The organism is Acidovorax sp. 94, assembly GCF_003634645.1.
In the GTDB taxonomy this organism is placed as follows: domain Bacteria; phylum Pseudomonadota; class Gammaproteobacteria; order Burkholderiales; family Burkholderiaceae_C; genus Acidovorax; species Acidovorax facilis.
The window spans coordinates 4201627-4215572 of record NZ_RBJA01000001.1 but is presented as its reverse complement, the minus strand read 5'-3'; the positions used below and the strand labels follow the sequence as shown (position 1 = coordinate 4215572).

Sequence of the window (13946 nt, the reverse complement as noted above, 5' to 3'; positions counted from 1 at the left end):
GGACAGCAAACAGGCAGCGCCCTGGCAGGCTATGCAGCCAGGGCAGGCTCGGCAGCCGCTGGTGCAAGCGGTTGCGCTTCGATCACGCGCGCCAGCAAGGCCCCGCTGTAGTGCGCTGGCAGCGCAATCCACACACGCACGGGGCTGCCCTGGGCTACGTTGACCGGCTGGCCTTCGACATTGCGCATCTCCTGCAGCCGTACGGTGATATTCCCACTCGGGTGGACCACCTCAATCAGGTCTCCCACGGCAAAGTGGTTCTTCGTCTCCACCTGCACCCAGTCACCTTGCAAGCCCACATCGGCCTGACCCTCTGCACCCAGCACCTCTCCCACGTACTGGCTGCGCTGTGTGGCCGAGTGGCCGCTGATGTAGTTCTGGTAGTCGTTGCTGGGGCGGCGCTCCAGCAGGCCGCCGGTGTAGCCGCGGTTGGACAAGCCTTCCAGCTCGATCAGCAGCTCGGGGTTGAAGGGGCGACCGGCCACGGCATCGTCAATCGCGCGGCGGTAGACCTGGGCGGTGCGGGCCACGTAGTACAGGCTCTTGGTGCGGCCTTCGATCTTGAGCGAATCCACGCCGATCTGCGCCAGGCGCGCCACGTGCTCCACCGCGCGCAGGTCCTTGCTGTTCATGATGTACGTGCCGTGCTCGTCTTCCATGATGGGCATCATCTGCCCGGGGCGGCCGGCCTCTTCGATCAGGTAGACCTTGTCGGCCTTGGGGTGGCGCTCGCCGTTGCCGGTGGTCGATGCGAAGGCCTGCTCGGCCTTTTGCTGCGCGGCTTCGAAGTTGAAGTCGCCCTCCATTTTTTGCGCAATGGCTTCGCCCGTGGTGGGGTCGATGTCGGCGTCGTGCGTGGCGTAGTTCCAGCGGCAGGCGTTGGTGCAGGTGCCCTGGTTGGGGTCGCGGTGGTTGAAGTAGCCGCTGAGCAGGCAGCGGCCCGAGTACGCAATGCACAGCGCGCCGTGCACGAACACTTCCAGCTCCATGTCGGGGCATTCCTGGCGGATTTTTTCGATCTCGTCCAGGCTGAGTTCGCGCGAGAGGATGATGCGCTCCACACCCATCTTCTGCCAGAACTTCACCGCCGCCCAGTTGGTGGTGTTGGCCTGCACCGAGAGGTGCACCACCTGCTCGGGCCATTTTTCCTTGACCATCATGATCAGGCCCGCGTCGGCCATGATGAGGGCATCCGGCTTGCAGTCGATCACGGGCTCGATGTCGCGCAGGTAGGTGCGGATCTTGTCGTTGTGCGCAATCAGGTTGCTGGTCACAAAGAACTTCTTGCCGCGTGCGTGGGCCTCGTCAATGCCTTGCTTGATCTGCTCCAGGCGGAACTCGTTGTTGCGCGCGCGCAAGGAGTAGCGCGGCTGGCCTGCGTACACGGCGTCGGCGCCAAAGTCGTAGGCGGCGCGCATCTTGTCGAGCGAGCCAGCGGGCAGGAGCAGTTCGGGGGCTTTGAGGGTGGTCATGGGGTGGCCCAATCTAAAAATCGTCGGGGGTCGGGTTCAGCGGGGCATCAGGGGCAGGCCCGCGAGCATGCCCACGGCCTGCGCAGGCAGTTCTTCGGCGTCAAAGGCCTTGTCACCATCGGCGTCGGCCACGCCGTTGGGTACCAACGCCTTGAAGTCAAACTGGCGCGGGTCCATGAAGTGCGACGGCACCAGGTTGCGCAGCGCCACGGCCATGTTCTCGATGCGGCCGGGGTAGAGCTGCTGCCAGTCGCGCAGCATCTGGCCGATCTGCTTGCGTTTCAGGTTCTCCTGGCTGCCGCACAGGGTGCAGGGGATGATGGGGAAGTTGCGGTGCTCGGCCCAGCGGGTGAGGTCGTCCTCGGCCACATAAGCCAACGGGCGGATGATGAGGTGGTCGCCCCGGTCGCTCTGCACCTTGGGCGGCATGCCCTTGAGCTTGCCGCCGAAGAACATGTTGAGGAAGAACGTCTGCAGCATGTCGTCGCGGTGGTGGCCCAGCGCTATTTTTGTGCAGCCCAGCTCGTCGGCCACACGGTAGAGGATGCCCCGGCGCAGGCGGCTGCAGAGGCTGCACATGGTTTTTCCCTCGGGGATGTGCTCCTTGACGACGCTGTAGGTGTCCTGCGTCTCGATGTGAAAGGGCACGCCCACCTGGGTCAGGTACTCAGGCAGCACATGGGCCGGAAAGCCGGGCTGCTTCTGGTCGAGGTTGACGGCGATCAGCTCGAACTTGTGGCCGTTGCGCTGCTGCAGCAAACGCAGCACGTCGAGCAGGCCGTAGCTGTCCTTGCCGCCCGACACGCACACCATCACCTTGTCACCGTCTTCGATAAGGCCGAAGTCGGTGATGGCCTGCGCGACCTGGCGCACCAGGCGCTTTTCGAGCTTGAGCGCGGCGTGGGCGGCGGCTTTTTGAGCAGCATCGTCGGCAGGTGCCGTGTCGGCGGGCAAGATAGCGTTGTCGATCATGGTGGGCTGCCTGGAACGGCACTGCGTTGCCGCACTTCAGAGCGGCAACAATCGCTATTAATTAGATAGCACCTGACACTTGACCATCAAGCGCCAGGTGCCAATTTTCCTACAAACCGTTCATTCAGCGCGAATCTCTCACCCTTGGGTGGGCGTTGCAAAACCCGCAGCGCGCGGAACCGGCGCGGCCCAGACCAAAGGCCGCCGCGCAAGGGCCGCCCCGCCGCGCTGGCGGCGTCCCCCTTGGGGGAAGGCGCCGCAGGCGACTCAGGGGGGCAGCTACTCTAGGCTTCTGCTGGGTAGAACATCTTGCGGGTGGGCACGTTCTCGACTGCCTTGGCGATGGCGCCGATGTGGTCCGGCGTGGTGCCACAGCAGCCGCCCAGAATGTTGACCAGCCCCTCGGCCGCGAACTCATGCACCAGGCGGCTGGTGATTTCAGGCGTTTCGTCAAAGCCGGTGTCGCTCATGGGGTTGGGCAGGCCGGCGTTGGGGTAGCAGCTGATGAAGGTGTCCTCGGCCACGCGGTTCAGCTCCTGGATGTAGGGGCGCATCAGCGTGGCACCCAAGGCGCAGTTCAGGCCTATGGCCAGCGGGCGGGAATGGCGCACGCTGTGCCAGAAGGCCGTGACCGTCTGGCCCGAGAGGATGCGGCCCGAGGCATCGGTGACGGTGCCGCTGATGATGAGCGGCAGGCGCTCGCCGCTGTTTTCAAAGAACTCGTCGATGGCGAACAGCGCGGCCTTGGCGTTGAGCGTGTCGAAGATCGTCTCGACCAGCAGCACGTCGGAGCCGCCCTCGACCAGCGCTTCCACCTGCTCGTAGTAAGCGGCGCGCAGCTGCTCGAAGTCCACATTGCGCGCGCCGGGGTCGTTCACGTCGGGGCTGATGCTGGCCGTCTTGGGCGTGGGGCCGAGGGCGCCTGCGACAAAGCGGGGCTTGTCGGGCGTGCTGTACTTGTCACAGGCGGCGCGGGCCAGCTGGGCGGACTTGAGATTCATCTCGCGCGCCAGATCGGCCATCTTGTAGTCCTCCTGCGCCACGGTGGTGGCGCCGAAGGTGTTGGTCTCGATCAGGTCGGCGCCTGCGGCCAGGTAGCGCTCGTGGATGTCGCGGATCACGTCCGGGCGGGTGATGCTGAGCAGCTCGTTGTTGCCCTTCACGTCACGCGGGAAGTCTTTGAACCGGTCGCCCGCCCCATCCGGGCCGGTGTAGCCCTCGCCCCGATACTGCGCCTCGCCCAACTTGAAGCGCTGGATCATGGTGCCCATGGCGCCGTCGAGGATGACGATGCGTTGGGCGAGGATGTCGGGCAGTTGCGCGGCGCGGGTGTAATGAAGGGCTTGCATAGCCCGCTATTGTAGAAAGCCGGGCCGCGCCGCCGCCAGGGCGCGGCGGTAACCCGCGTGGACCCGTGGCTAGCGCGCAATACCACACTAGCGCAGCTGCCGCAGGTAGTTCCACTCGAACGCCCTCTTGGCCCAGTGCAGGGCTCTCAAAGGCGGCAGCATGAAGTGGCGGGTGGGCGTGCGGTACACCAGGGTGCCGCTGTCCAGCGCGTCCACGATGCAGGCCAGCTCGGCCTCGAACGTGGCGTTGCACACGTCGCCGCGCAGGTCTGCCAGCAGGTTGGGCGCTGCGGCCTTGGCTTGCAACTCGGCCATGTGGGCTTGTTTGGGCATCCATTCCGGGCCGGGAAAGCTGCCGGAGTCTCCCACCACATAGACACCGGGCAGACCCGGCACGCGGCAGTGGGCATCGGCCTGCACCAATCCGCCCGGTGAGCGCAGCAGCGGGGCGTTGTCAAACCACAGGTTGCCCGTGAGGCCGGGCATGAACAGGGTGAGGTCGCTGGCGATCTCGCCGCCCTGGGTCACAACCTTGTCGCTTTCCAACCGGACCAGCGGGTGCCCCAGGTGGGTGTGGATGCCGCGCCGGGCCATTTCTGCCAACAGGTGCTGCACCACGCCGGGGCCCAGGCGGGCGCCGGGCTCGGCAGCGGGGCTGAAGAAGGTGAGTTCAAATTTGTCTCTGCGCCCTTCGCGGCGCAGCTGGGCATCCAGCCCGAACAGGAACTCGAAGATCGGGCCGCCGCGCATGGACTGGGGCTCTTGCGGGTTGCCCGCAAAGCCCAGCGCAATGGAGCCGCCAGCCATGGCACGCACGCGGTCGCGGATCTGCTCTGCCGCAGCAATGCCTTCGCAGGGGGTGATCGCATGCTCGATGCCTGGCAGCTTGCGGATGAAGCGGCCGCCCGTGGCAATGACCAGGGCGTCGTTGCGCACCTCGCCCGCGCTGGTCAGCACGGTGCGCCCGCCGTCCGACAGGCCCGTGACGTCCGCCTTGACGTAACGGACCCCCATGCGCTCAAAGAATGGCGCCAGGGGCACCACCAGGTCCTGCGCACGCCGCAGCCCGGAGGGGATCCAGATGATGCTGGGCAGGTAGTGAAACTCCGGCCGTGCCGCGATGACCGTGATGGCGACGTTGGGGTCTTGCTTGCGCAGCGCGCGCACGGTGGCCAAGGCGCCAAAACCCGTGCCAAGCACACAGATGTGGGGGGAGGATTGCATGGGGGCTTTCTGGATGGGTTTCTCTGCGGCTCACGCACGCAGGCGCAGCCAGCGCACGTGCATGGGGCGGGTGAAGTGCGCCCCGCCCGCGCCCAGGTGGGGTGCAAATGCCTGGGCCACGCGGGCGATCTTGGCGGCGTCCAGCGCGTGGTCCGCAAAGGTCGGTCGCATCATGCGGCGTTCAAACTCGTCAAAGTTCTGGAAATGCGCGGGCATGTCAAAGCGCCGCTCTTCGATCTGCTCAAAGGGCGCGTCCGGGCCGGTCGTGGCCCGGTCCACCGCCTGCTGCGCGGCCCGGCGCACGGCCTGCTCGTCATTGAAGAGGCGGACGATCTCGTTCAGGCTGCCGTCAAACACGGGCTCGGACACATACAAAAATCCCCCCGGGCGCAGCACACGGGCCACCTCGCGCAGCGCCGCGTCCATGCGCTCCACCGGCACATGGTGCAGGGACTTGAGCATGAGGGCAAGACCAAAGCGGTGGTCTGGCGCATGGATCTTCTCGGCACTTTCGAGGCGAAATTCCATGCGGGGGTGCGGCTCGGCCAGGTTGGCCGCATGCTGGCGGGTGTCCACTTCCAGCCCCAGGTAGTTCAGTGCGGGCCAGCGTTCGACCATGGCGCGCGCCATGCGCGCCGCGCCGCAGCCCAGTTCGATCACGCGGCCGATGGGCGCCGGCCAGAGTGCGGCCAATACGTCCAGTTCATTCGCTATCAGGGGGTGCAGAGGGTGGGTGGAGGTTGTCATGCAATGGGCCTTGTGCGATGGCTTGAAGGGCTTCGTCCCGGCTTTTGCTGCTGAGCCAGGGGTGGTGTTTGCGCTGGGTGAACACGTTGCTCACCGTCCAGCCCGCGCAGGAGTGCCCGGGGAACAGCAGCGTTTCGGCAGGCTGGCGGAACACACGGGCCATGATGCTCTCCCACAGCTGCGCTGGGTTGTCCACCCCCGCCGCCTCGGGGCACAGCCAGGGGCTGAGCACGCCGCCGCAAAAAAGGCGGTCGCGCCAGAGGTAGCTGCGCCCTTGCCGGGTGTGGCCGGGGGTGTCCAGGCAGCGCAGGTGCTGCGCGCCGAAGGTGAGCAGGTCGCCATCGTTCATCCGCGCTGGCGCGGGCCAGGGGGTGGGGGCAAGAGCAGAAGGCAGCGCGGGTGCGTGCGGCCCATCAGCAATGTGGTCGGCAGCGTGGTCGTCCGTATGGACCACCGCCACGGGCTGGAGGTGGTGCTCGGACAGCATGGCGTGGATCACCGCCGCGTCTGCGAGCCGGGGGTCGATGAGGACCGCCTCGCGCGCATCCAGGTCCGCCAGCAGGTAGGTGATGAGGCCGCTGCCATCGTCATGGAGCATGCGGAAATACATGGCGCGGGCCCCGTCAGTGCACCCACTTGGCGGCAGCCGCCAGCGCCAGGCCCAGGGCGCAGGTCCAGCCCGAAAAAAGCACGCGCCACAACCACCAGCGGGGAATGAACCCCACGCCCCGCACAAACCCGGCGGACATGGCCAGAAACAGGAAACTGGCCAGCAGGTGGTCGGCCGCGCCGCTGGGATGGGCCAGCAGGCGCGGGTCCAGGGTGGCGATGACCATGATCATCACTGCGGCCGTCAGGCTCGGCCAATGGGTGGACGCCCCCGGCATGGAGCCGGTGGTGGCGCAGGTGTTGGCGTCAGCGCTTTCGGCAGGCGTTGGGATGGGCTTTTGCATCTCAAGCCTCGTCGCGGGCGCGGTGCGATTGGTGGCGCGTGGCTTCCGTCTCGCCCCACATGGCGTTGAGGATGGCCAGCAGGACGGCAAACCCCACACCCAGAATCCATGCGAAATACCACATCGATGTACTCCTTGAAAAATTGCTCAGAAGGCGTTCAGGGGCGCTGAGAGGCGTTCAATAGGCCGCGTGGTCGTTCTCGCGGATGTACGCCTCGGTCACCTTGCCGCGCATCACGCGGTAGGCCCAGCTGGTGTAGACCACGATAAGGGGCATAAAGATCAGCGTGGCCCAGAACATGATGCCCAGCGTGAGGTGGCTGGAGACGCTGTCCCACACCGTGAGGCTGGAGGCCAGGTGGGTGCTGGAGGGCATGACAAACGGGAACATGCTGGCCCCGGCCGTGCCAATCACGCCCACCACCGCCAGTGAAGAGGCAACGAACGCGCTGAGCGTGCGGCGGGCCGCCAGCAACGCTGCTGCGCCAAGGGCACCGGCAACGCCCAGCCCAGGCAGCAGCCACAGCAGCGGTGCGGTGGTGTAGTTGGCTATCCAGGCGCCCACCTCGCGCACCACGGTTTTGCTCAGCGGGTCAGGCAGCGCGGCGGCCTGCACGGCCGAGCTGATGCGGTAGCCGTCAATGCCCTGCAGCCAGATGCCAGCCCCCACAAAGCCCACCACCAGCACCAATGCAGCACCGATGCCCGCTGCCACGGCGCGGCGCTGGATCTGTGCCTCGGTGCGGTGGGCCAGGTAGGTGGCGCCTTGCAGCGTGATCATGGCGCTGCTCACCACGCCTGCCAGCAGCGCAAACGGATTGAGCAGGGCCCAGAACGATCCGCTGTAGGTGGGCATGAGGTAGTCATCAAACCGGAAAGGCACGCCCTGCAGCAGGTTGCCAAACGCCACGCCAAAGATGACGGGGGGCACGGCGCCGCCAATGAACAGGCCCCAGTCCCAGGTGGAGCGCCACAGCGGGTGGTGGATCTTGCTGCGGTAGTCAAAGCCCACGGGCCGAAAGAACAGCGCCCACAACACGGCGAGCATGGCCCAGTAAAAGCCGCTGAAGGCCGTGGCATACACCAGGGGCCAGGCGGCAAAGATGGCGCCGCCGCCGGTGATGAACCAGACCTGGTTGCCGTCCCAGTGGGGGCCGACGGTATTGATGACCACGCGGCGTTCCACGTCGCTGCGGCCCACGAAGGGCAGCAGGGTGCCAACGCCCATGTCGTGCCCGTCCATGATGGCAAACCCGACGAGCAGCACGCCCACCAGCAGCCACCAGATCAGTTTGAGTGTGGGGTAGTCCAGCATTTTGTTGACTCCTGTGCAAGATTCAGTGGGCAGCCGCGTGGGCAGGCTCGTTCAGGTAGCGCCCCGTGCCCAGGCTCCCCGGCCCCATGCGGGCAAACTTGACCATCAAGAACATCTCTACGACGAGCAGCACGGTGTAGAAGCCCACAAAGCCCGCCAGCGACCCGTACAGGCTCTCCACGCTGAGGCTGGAGACGCTCAGATGCGTGGGCAGCACACCGTAGATCGTCCACGGCTGGCGGCCGTACTCGGCCACAAACCATCCCAGCTCGCAGGCAATCCACGGCGCAGGCAGCATGAACAGTGCCCAGCGCAGCAGCCAGCGCTTTTGCATGCAGGCGCCGCGCAGCGTGGACCAGAAGCTCAGCGCAAACAGCGCCAGCATGAGGAACCCGAGCCCCACCATCACGCGGAACGACCAGAACATGGGCGTGACGCGGGGCACCGTGCTGTCCACGGCTTTCTGGATCATCTCGGGCGTGGCCTGGCTCACGTCGTTGGTGTACTTGCGCAGCAGCAGGCCAAAGCCGAGGTCTGCCTTCAGCTGATCAAAGCGTTCGCGCGCCGCAGCGTCCTCGCGGTTGGCGCGCAGCGCCTCCAGGGCCTTGACGGCATCGATACCGCGCACGATGCGTTCGCGGTTCTTGGCCTTGATCTCGTGGATGCCGGGGATCTGCTTGTCGGTGGACCGCGTGCCGATCAACCCCATCACGTACGGCACTTCGATCTCCCAGTCGTTCTTTTGCTGCGCCTCATTGATGCCTGCCACCAGCTTCAGTCCGGCGGGTGCGGGCTCGGTCTCCCACATGGCCTCCAGCGCGGCCATCTTGGTCTGCTGCGCCTCGCCCACCGTGTAGCCCGATTCATCGCCCAGCACGATCACGCTGAGCACCGAGGCCAGCCCAAAGGCCGACGCCACACGGAAGCTGCGCTTAGCAAATTCGATGTCCCGGCCCTTGAGCAGGTACCAGGCCGACACGCTGAGCACAAACATGGCGCCGGTGACGTACCCGGCCGACACGGTGTGCACGAACTTGGCCTGGGCATCGGGGTTGAACACCACGGCCCAGAAGTCCACCATCTCCATGCGCATGGTGTGGTAGCTGAACTCGGCGCCCACGGGGTTCTGCATCCAGCCGTTGGCGATCAGGATCCACAGCGCCGAGAGGTTGGTGCCAATCGCCATCAGCAGGGTCACCATCAGGTGCTGGGTGCGGCTCAGGCGGTCCCACCCAAAGAAGAAGAGCCCGATGAAGGTGGACTCCAGAAAGAAAGCCATCAGCCCTTCGATGGCCAGCGGCGCGCCAAAGATGTCGCCCACGTAGTGCGAGTAGTACGCCCAGTTGGTGCCAAACTGAAACTCCAGCGTGATGCCGGTGGTCACGCCCAGCGCGAAGTTGATGCCAAAGAGCTTGCCCCAGAAACGGGTCATGTCCTTCCACACCGCCTGCCCCGTCATCACGTACACGCTCTCCATGATGACCAGCAGCCACACCATGCCCAGCGTCAGCGGCACGAAGAGAAAGTGGTACATCGCGGTGGCCGCGAACTGCAAGCGCGACAAATCCACCAGTTGTTCGGAAATCACTTGGAAGCTCCTTCGGTAGAAACCGCCGCTGTTCCCACCTGGCGCGCTGCGGCGTCGGCGTCCACCGCCACGCGGGCGTCGCGGACAAAGGCAAGCCACAAGAGCGTCAACACCGCCAGCTTGATCAGCACGGCGTGGACGAGGTAGCGCAGGAGGCGGCGGTCGTTCAAGTTCACGCCTGGGTTGTTCCAAGTTCCGTGCCAGCGCCATCCGTGATATGAATCAATGACTTAGCCTGGTTTTAGGCCATGACTGCGCCAACTTGGCAGACAATGACTGCCAAATTGGCAGTATCTCTGCCAAGGAGCGCAGCATGTCCACCCCACCGCCCGAGCTGGTCTCTTATCTCGAAAGCGTGCCCACGCCGCACATCCTCATCGACCCGCGCTACCGCATCCTGGCTGCGAATGCGGCCTACCGGCGGCAGTTCGGGACAGGCGCTTCCGTCATCGGGCGCACCTGCCATGAGGTGTCGCACCACTTCGAGCGCCCCTGCGACCAGTCGGGCGAAAGCTGCCCCATGGCCATGGCCAGGGAATCCGGGCAGCGCGAACGGGTGCTGCACCTGCACCACACCGCCCATGGCGAGGCCTACGTCAACATCGAGCTCGTGCCCCTGGCCAACGCGCAGGGCGAACAGGCGTTTTTCGTGGAGAAGATGGAGGAGTTGCATGGGGCCGAAGGCATGCAGAGCCAGCACGGACTGGTCGGGCGCTCGCCCGCTTTCCGCAAGATGCTGGAGCTGGTCAGCCGCGTGGGCCCCTCCAAAGCCGCCGTGCTGCTGGTGGGCGAGTCGGGCACCGGCAAGGAGCTGGTCGCGCGCGCCATCCATGAGGCGAGCCCCAGGGCGCGCAGCCCGCTGGTGGTGGTGGAATGCTCCTCCCTGACCGAAACCCTGTTCGAGAGCGAACTCTTCGGGCACGAACGGGGCGCCTTCACGGGTGCCACTGCCAGCAAGGCCGGGCTGGTGGAGTCCGCCAGCGGGGGCACCCTGTTTCTGGACGAGGTGGGGGACATCCCGCTGTCGATGCAGGTCAAGCTGCTGCGCCTGCTGGAAACCGGCACCTACCGCCGGGTGGGCAGCACCGCCCTGCGCCAGGCCGACATCCGCATCGTGTCCGCCACCCACCGTGATCTGGCCACCCGCGTGGCCTCGGGCCTCTTCCGGGAGGATCTGCTGCACCGGCTGGGTGTGTTCCCCATCCGGCTGCCGCCGCTGCGCGAGCGCATGGAAGACCTGCCCCTGCTGGTGCAATCCCTGCTCAGCCGCGTGGCGCCCGACCGTGCATTCAGCATTTCCGAAGAGGGAATGGCCCAGCTGATGCGCTACCCCTTCTCGGGCAACATCCGCGAACTGCGCAACGTGCTGGAGCGGCTGACCCTGCTGTGCGAGGGCGACGTGGCCACGGCGGCCCACGTAGACATGGCGCTGGGGGCCTCGCTGGTCTTGCAGGGGCGCGATGCGGTCGTTGCACCACCCGCAGCTCGAGCACTTCTGCGCAACCCAACACTGAGGGAATCGGACAACGCGGCCTTTTTGGCGACCGTGTCACAACACCGAGGAACCAAGCCGGAGCTGGCTGCCAAACTGGGGATCAGCGAGCGGTCGCTGTATCGGCGGCTGAAGGCGATACGGCTGGATGGTGGGGCAAGATAGCGCCACCGCCGGATGACCTGGAGCGGAGTTCACCACGGACCCATCGCGCCTGGCTCAACACACGAGCGTGTAGCGTTGCTTGGCCAGCCGCGTTGCGCCCAGGCGGTCATAGAAGCGGATGGCGCCCTCGTTCCACAAGGGCGTCTGCCACTGCATCGCCTCGCAGCCCAGCATTTGGGCGCGGTGCTGCACAGCGGCCATCATCTCGGCGCCCCGGCCGCAGTCACGCGCTTCAGGCTCCAGGTACAGGCAGTCCAGATGCAGGTAAGAGCGCGCGGCGAGAGTCGAATAGTCCAGCGTGGCGCTGGCATATCCCACTGCCTGCTCACCCCAATAGCCCAGCCAGGCGAACAACCGCCCCGCCTCCAGCCCCTGGGCCAGCCGGTGGGCGTGGCCGTCGGCGCTGTACGGGATGCGCTCGTACGCCGCGTGGGCGGCGCACAGGTCGGCCAGCGCGGGCGCGTCAGCGGCGCCTGCGGCGCGCAGGGTCCAGCCGGTGCGATGCGGCGGATGGCTCAGCATGCGCACTCGATGGCGGGGCGGGCCGACGGCATGGCGCCGCGCTCCGGGCCGGTGGCTACAGGCTGGCCGTCGCGGATCCAGAAGTCCAGCCCGCCCAGCATCTCCTTGACCGTGAAGCCCAGCCGCGCCAGCTTGTACGCGCCCCGGGTCGAGCCATTGCAGCCGATGCCGTCGCAGTACGTGACATAGACCTTGCTGCGGTCGAGGTGCGCCGTGCTTTGCTCGTCCATGGTGCGGTGGGGAAAGCTGATGGCGCCCGGCACATGGCCCTGTTCGTAATGCGCCGTGGAGCGGGTGTCGACCACCACGATGGCGTCGATGCCGTTGCGCAGGTCTTCGGCCACGTCCCAGGCATCGGCGTGGTAGCTGAGCTTGGCGGCCATGAAGTCCCGCGACTGCTCGGGGCTGGGCGCGGGGAACGCCAGGACGGCGGAGGCGGGGGCGGAGGCGGGGGCTGCGTGGGTCATGGAAAAGTCCTCTCGTGTGGCTGTGTGGTGTTGCGATGGGAGGAAGTTTCCGACGATTTGGCCTGATTGATAATGCCAATCCTCCATCACAGATAAGACCAATTACCGATGAAACCACGGCTGTTGCTCACGCTGCTGGAGGACGCCCACGGAGGCAGCCGCCGCGAGCGCCTGTGCGCGGCGCTGCGCGAGGCCGTGCGCACCGGCCAGGCCGTATTGGGCGAACGCCTGCCCTCCACCCGCGATCTGGCGCGCGACCTGGGTCTTTCACGGGTCACGGTGGAGGCGGCCTACGCCCAGCTGGAAACCGAGGGCTACCTGCACCGGCATGTCGGCCAGGGCAGCTTCGTGGCCATCGACATGCAGCGTGCCGGGGCGGCGCGGTCCCGGGCGGGCCATATGGCCCCGGCGGCGGCACTGCCCGCGCTGTCTCGGCGCGGGCAGCGCATGGTCGATACCGGCGGTTGCGCCGAGCCCGACCGCGCCCGCGCGTTCGTGGCGGGCAGCCCGGACCTGGGGGCCTTCCCGGTCGATCTGTGGCGCCAGCTGATGCAGCGCCGCCTGCGCCAGGACGCCGGGCCCCTGCTGTTCTACGGTGACCCCCAAGGCCTGCCCGCACTGCGCGAGGCCATCGCGCGCTACCTCGCGCAGTCGCGCGGCGTGCGTTGCCATGCGGGCCAGGTGCTGGTGCTGACCAGCTCGCAACAGGCCCTGCAGCTGCTGGCCGCGACGCTGCTGGACGAAGGCGATACCGTCTGGATGGAGGACCCGGGCTACGCAGGCGCGCGCACCGCGTTCCACGCCAGCGGGGCCCAGGTGGTGGACATGCCGCTGGACGGCGAAGGCGCCCAGCTGGTGCCCGCCCAGACGCCGCCACGCCTGATCTACCTCACGCCATCGCACCAGTTCCCCACCGGGCGCGCCATGTCCCTGCAGCGCCGCCTGGCCTTCATCGACCACGCACAGGCCACGGGGGCCTGGCTGATCGAGGACGACTACGACAGCGAATTCCTCTACGACCACCAGCCCACGCCCGCCTTGCAGGGCCTCGACGCGCACGGCCGCGTGCTCTACATCGGCACGTTCTCGAAGTCCTTGTTTCCTTCGGTGCGGCTGGCCTACATGGTGCTGCCCGAACCGCTGGTAAAGCCCCTGGTGACCGCCCGCACCATCTACGACGGCCACCCTTCGCAGCCCATGCAGGCGGTGGCGGCCGACTTCATGGACCAGGGCCACTTTGCCGCCCACCTGCGGCTGATGCGCCAGCTGTACCGCAGCCGACGCGACGCCTTGCTGCAGGCGCTGCACACCCACCTGCCCTGGGCCGAGCCCCTGGACAGCCGGGGCGGGCTGCAGATGGCCGTGTGGCTGACCGAGGGCAGCGAGCGGCAGCAAACGCGCCGCGCGCTGGCGCGCGGCATTGCAACCCCCAGCCTCAGCGAGCTCTACCATGCAGCGCCTCCCATCGCGGGATGGCGGCTGGGCTTTGCCGCCATCCCGCCTGAGGTGATCGAAAGCGCTGTCCGCGCGCTGCGCTGACCCGCAACCGTCGGCGCAGGCCCGCAGCGCACAATACGGGCCTTGCATCGCACGGTTCGTAGCACGGGCCCGCACACAAATTTTTGGCTTTATTGGCGTCCAGCGCAGGTGGGTTCAGCGTGGGGCGCTCTCATTTTAAGA

General features: G+C 66.7%; 15 protein-coding genes. 2 read left to right on the top strand and 13 right to left on the bottom strand.

The features are described 5' to 3' along the window. Positions 1-29 precede the first annotated feature (29 nt). From yegQ to cydP, 11 genes are all read right to left on the bottom strand, one after another. The gene (gene yegQ, locus C8C94_RS19400; RefSeq protein ID WP_121421870.1) at positions 30-1472 is read right to left on the bottom strand and encodes a tRNA 5-hydroxyuridine modification protein YegQ; all 1443 of its coding nucleotides are present in this window, start codon (positions 1470-1472) and stop codon (positions 30-32) included. Between the two features lie 36 nt (positions 1473-1508). Beyond that, on the bottom strand, positions 1509-2444 hold the full coding sequence (gene ttcA, locus C8C94_RS19395; protein ID WP_121421869.1) for a tRNA 2-thiocytidine(32) synthetase TtcA: 936 nt from the start codon (positions 2442-2444) through the stop codon (positions 1509-1511). Positions 2445-2728: 284 nt separating this feature from the next. After that, complete coding sequence (locus tag C8C94_RS19390) at positions 2729-3793, bottom strand: homocysteine S-methyltransferase family protein (RefSeq protein WP_121421868.1); 1065 nt, start codon at positions 3791-3793, stop codon at positions 2729-2731. Positions 3794-3880: 87 nt separating this feature from the next. Next, positions 3881-5017 carry an NAD(P)/FAD-dependent oxidoreductase gene (locus tag C8C94_RS19385; protein ID WP_121421867.1) on the bottom strand — a complete coding sequence of 379 codons (1137 nt, stop codon included), beginning with the start codon at positions 5015-5017 and terminating at the stop codon, positions 3881-3883. A gap of 30 nt (positions 5018-5047) precedes the next feature. Further along, entirely contained in the window at positions 5048-5764 is a 717-nt protein-coding gene (locus tag C8C94_RS19380; RefSeq protein WP_199731300.1) for a class I SAM-dependent methyltransferase, read from the bottom strand. Continuing rightward, positions 5721-6374: a hypothetical protein gene (locus tag C8C94_RS19375; protein ID WP_147433284.1), complete on the bottom strand. Its 654-nt coding sequence runs from the start codon at positions 6372-6374 to the stop codon at positions 5721-5723. Before C8C94_RS19375 ends, C8C94_RS19380 begins: the two co-directional genes overlap by 44 nt. A 13-nt stretch (positions 6375-6387) precedes the next feature. Further along, positions 6388-6717: a cyd operon YbgE family protein gene (locus C8C94_RS19370; protein WP_233573521.1), complete on the bottom strand. Its 330-nt coding sequence runs from the start codon at positions 6715-6717 to the stop codon at positions 6388-6390. Between the two features lies 1 nt (position 6718). After that, entirely contained in the window at positions 6719-6841 is a 123-nt protein-coding gene (gene cydX / locus C8C94_RS19365) for a cytochrome bd-I oxidase subunit CydX (protein WP_121421865.1), read from the bottom strand. Between the two features lie 54 nt (positions 6842-6895). After that, entirely contained in the window at positions 6896-8032 is a 1137-nt protein-coding gene (gene cydB / locus C8C94_RS19360) for a cytochrome d ubiquinol oxidase subunit II (protein ID WP_121421864.1), read from the bottom strand. Between the two features lie 22 nt (positions 8033-8054). Continuing rightward, complete coding sequence (locus C8C94_RS19355; RefSeq protein WP_121421863.1) at positions 8055-9620, bottom strand: cytochrome ubiquinol oxidase subunit I; 1566 nt, start codon at positions 9618-9620, stop codon at positions 8055-8057. After that, positions 9617-9796, bottom strand: coding sequence for a cytochrome oxidase putative small subunit CydP (gene cydP, locus C8C94_RS19350; protein WP_121421862.1), 180 nt, complete (start codon positions 9794-9796; stop codon positions 9617-9619). Before cydP ends, C8C94_RS19355 begins: the two co-directional genes overlap by 4 nt. A gap of 137 nt (positions 9797-9933) precedes the next feature. Here cydP and C8C94_RS19345 point away from each other — a divergent pair, with 137 nt between their 5' ends. Further along, positions 9934-11277, top strand: coding sequence for a sigma-54-dependent Fis family transcriptional regulator (locus C8C94_RS19345; protein ID WP_121422984.1), 1344 nt, complete (start codon positions 9934-9936; stop codon positions 11275-11277). Between the two features lie 54 nt (positions 11278-11331). Here C8C94_RS19345 and C8C94_RS19340 read toward each other — a convergent pair whose 3' ends face one another. Together C8C94_RS19340 and C8C94_RS19335 are read right to left on the bottom strand one after the other, a co-directional pair. After that, complete coding sequence (locus C8C94_RS19340; RefSeq protein ID WP_121421861.1) at positions 11332-11799, bottom strand: GNAT family N-acetyltransferase; 468 nt, start codon at positions 11797-11799, stop codon at positions 11332-11334. After that, entirely contained in the window at positions 11793-12266 is a 474-nt protein-coding gene (locus tag C8C94_RS19335; RefSeq protein ID WP_121421860.1) for a rhodanese-like domain-containing protein, read from the bottom strand. The genes C8C94_RS19340 and C8C94_RS19335 overlap by 7 nt, the downstream gene beginning before the upstream one ends. Before the next feature lie 108 nt (positions 12267-12374). Here C8C94_RS19335 and C8C94_RS19330 point away from each other — a divergent pair, with 108 nt between their 5' ends. Beyond that, entirely contained in the window at positions 12375-13805 is a 1431-nt protein-coding gene (locus tag C8C94_RS19330; protein ID WP_121421859.1) for a PLP-dependent aminotransferase family protein, read from the top strand. The last annotated feature ends 141 nt before the right edge of the window (positions 13806-13946 follow it).

Coding starts and splice junctions, on each gene's coding strand:
- yegQ (WP_121421870.1), bottom strand. CDS start 1,472: ATGACCACCCTCAAAGCCCCCGAACTGCTCCTGCCCGCTGGCTCGCTC.
- ttcA (WP_121421869.1), bottom strand. CDS start 2,444: ATGATCGACAACGCTATCTTGCCCGCCGACACGGCACCTGCCGACGAT.
- C8C94_RS19390 (WP_121421868.1), bottom strand. CDS start 3,793: ATGCAAGCCCTTCATTACACCCGCGCCGCGCAACTGCCCGACATCCTC.
- C8C94_RS19385 (WP_121421867.1), bottom strand. CDS start 5,017: ATGCAATCCTCCCCCCACATCTGTGTGCTTGGCACGGGTTTTGGCGCC.
- C8C94_RS19380 (WP_199731300.1), bottom strand. CDS start 5,764: ATGACAACCTCCACCCACCCTCTGCACCCCCTGATAGCGAATGAACTG.
- C8C94_RS19375 (WP_147433284.1), bottom strand. CDS start 6,374: ATGTATTTCCGCATGCTCCATGACGATGGCAGCGGCCTCATCACCTAC.
- C8C94_RS19370 (WP_233573521.1), bottom strand. CDS start 6,717: ATGCAAAAGCCCATCCCAACGCCTGCCGAAAGCGCTGACGCCAACACC.
- cydX (WP_121421865.1), bottom strand. CDS start 6,841: ATGTGGTATTTCGCATGGATTCTGGGTGTGGGGTTTGCCGTCCTGCTG.
- cydB (WP_121421864.1), bottom strand. CDS start 8,032: ATGCTGGACTACCCCACACTCAAACTGATCTGGTGGCTGCTGGTGGGC.
- C8C94_RS19345 (WP_121422984.1), top strand. CDS start 9,934: ATGTCCACCCCACCGCCCGAGCTGGTCTCTTATCTCGAAAGCGTGCCC.
- C8C94_RS19340 (WP_121421861.1), bottom strand. CDS start 11,799: ATGCTGAGCCATCCGCCGCATCGCACCGGCTGGACCCTGCGCGCCGCA.
- C8C94_RS19335 (WP_121421860.1), bottom strand. CDS start 12,266: ATGACCCACGCAGCCCCCGCCTCCGCCCCCGCCTCCGCCGTCCTGGCG.
- C8C94_RS19330 (WP_121421859.1), top strand. CDS start 12,375: ATGAAACCACGGCTGTTGCTCACGCTGCTGGAGGACGCCCACGGAGGC.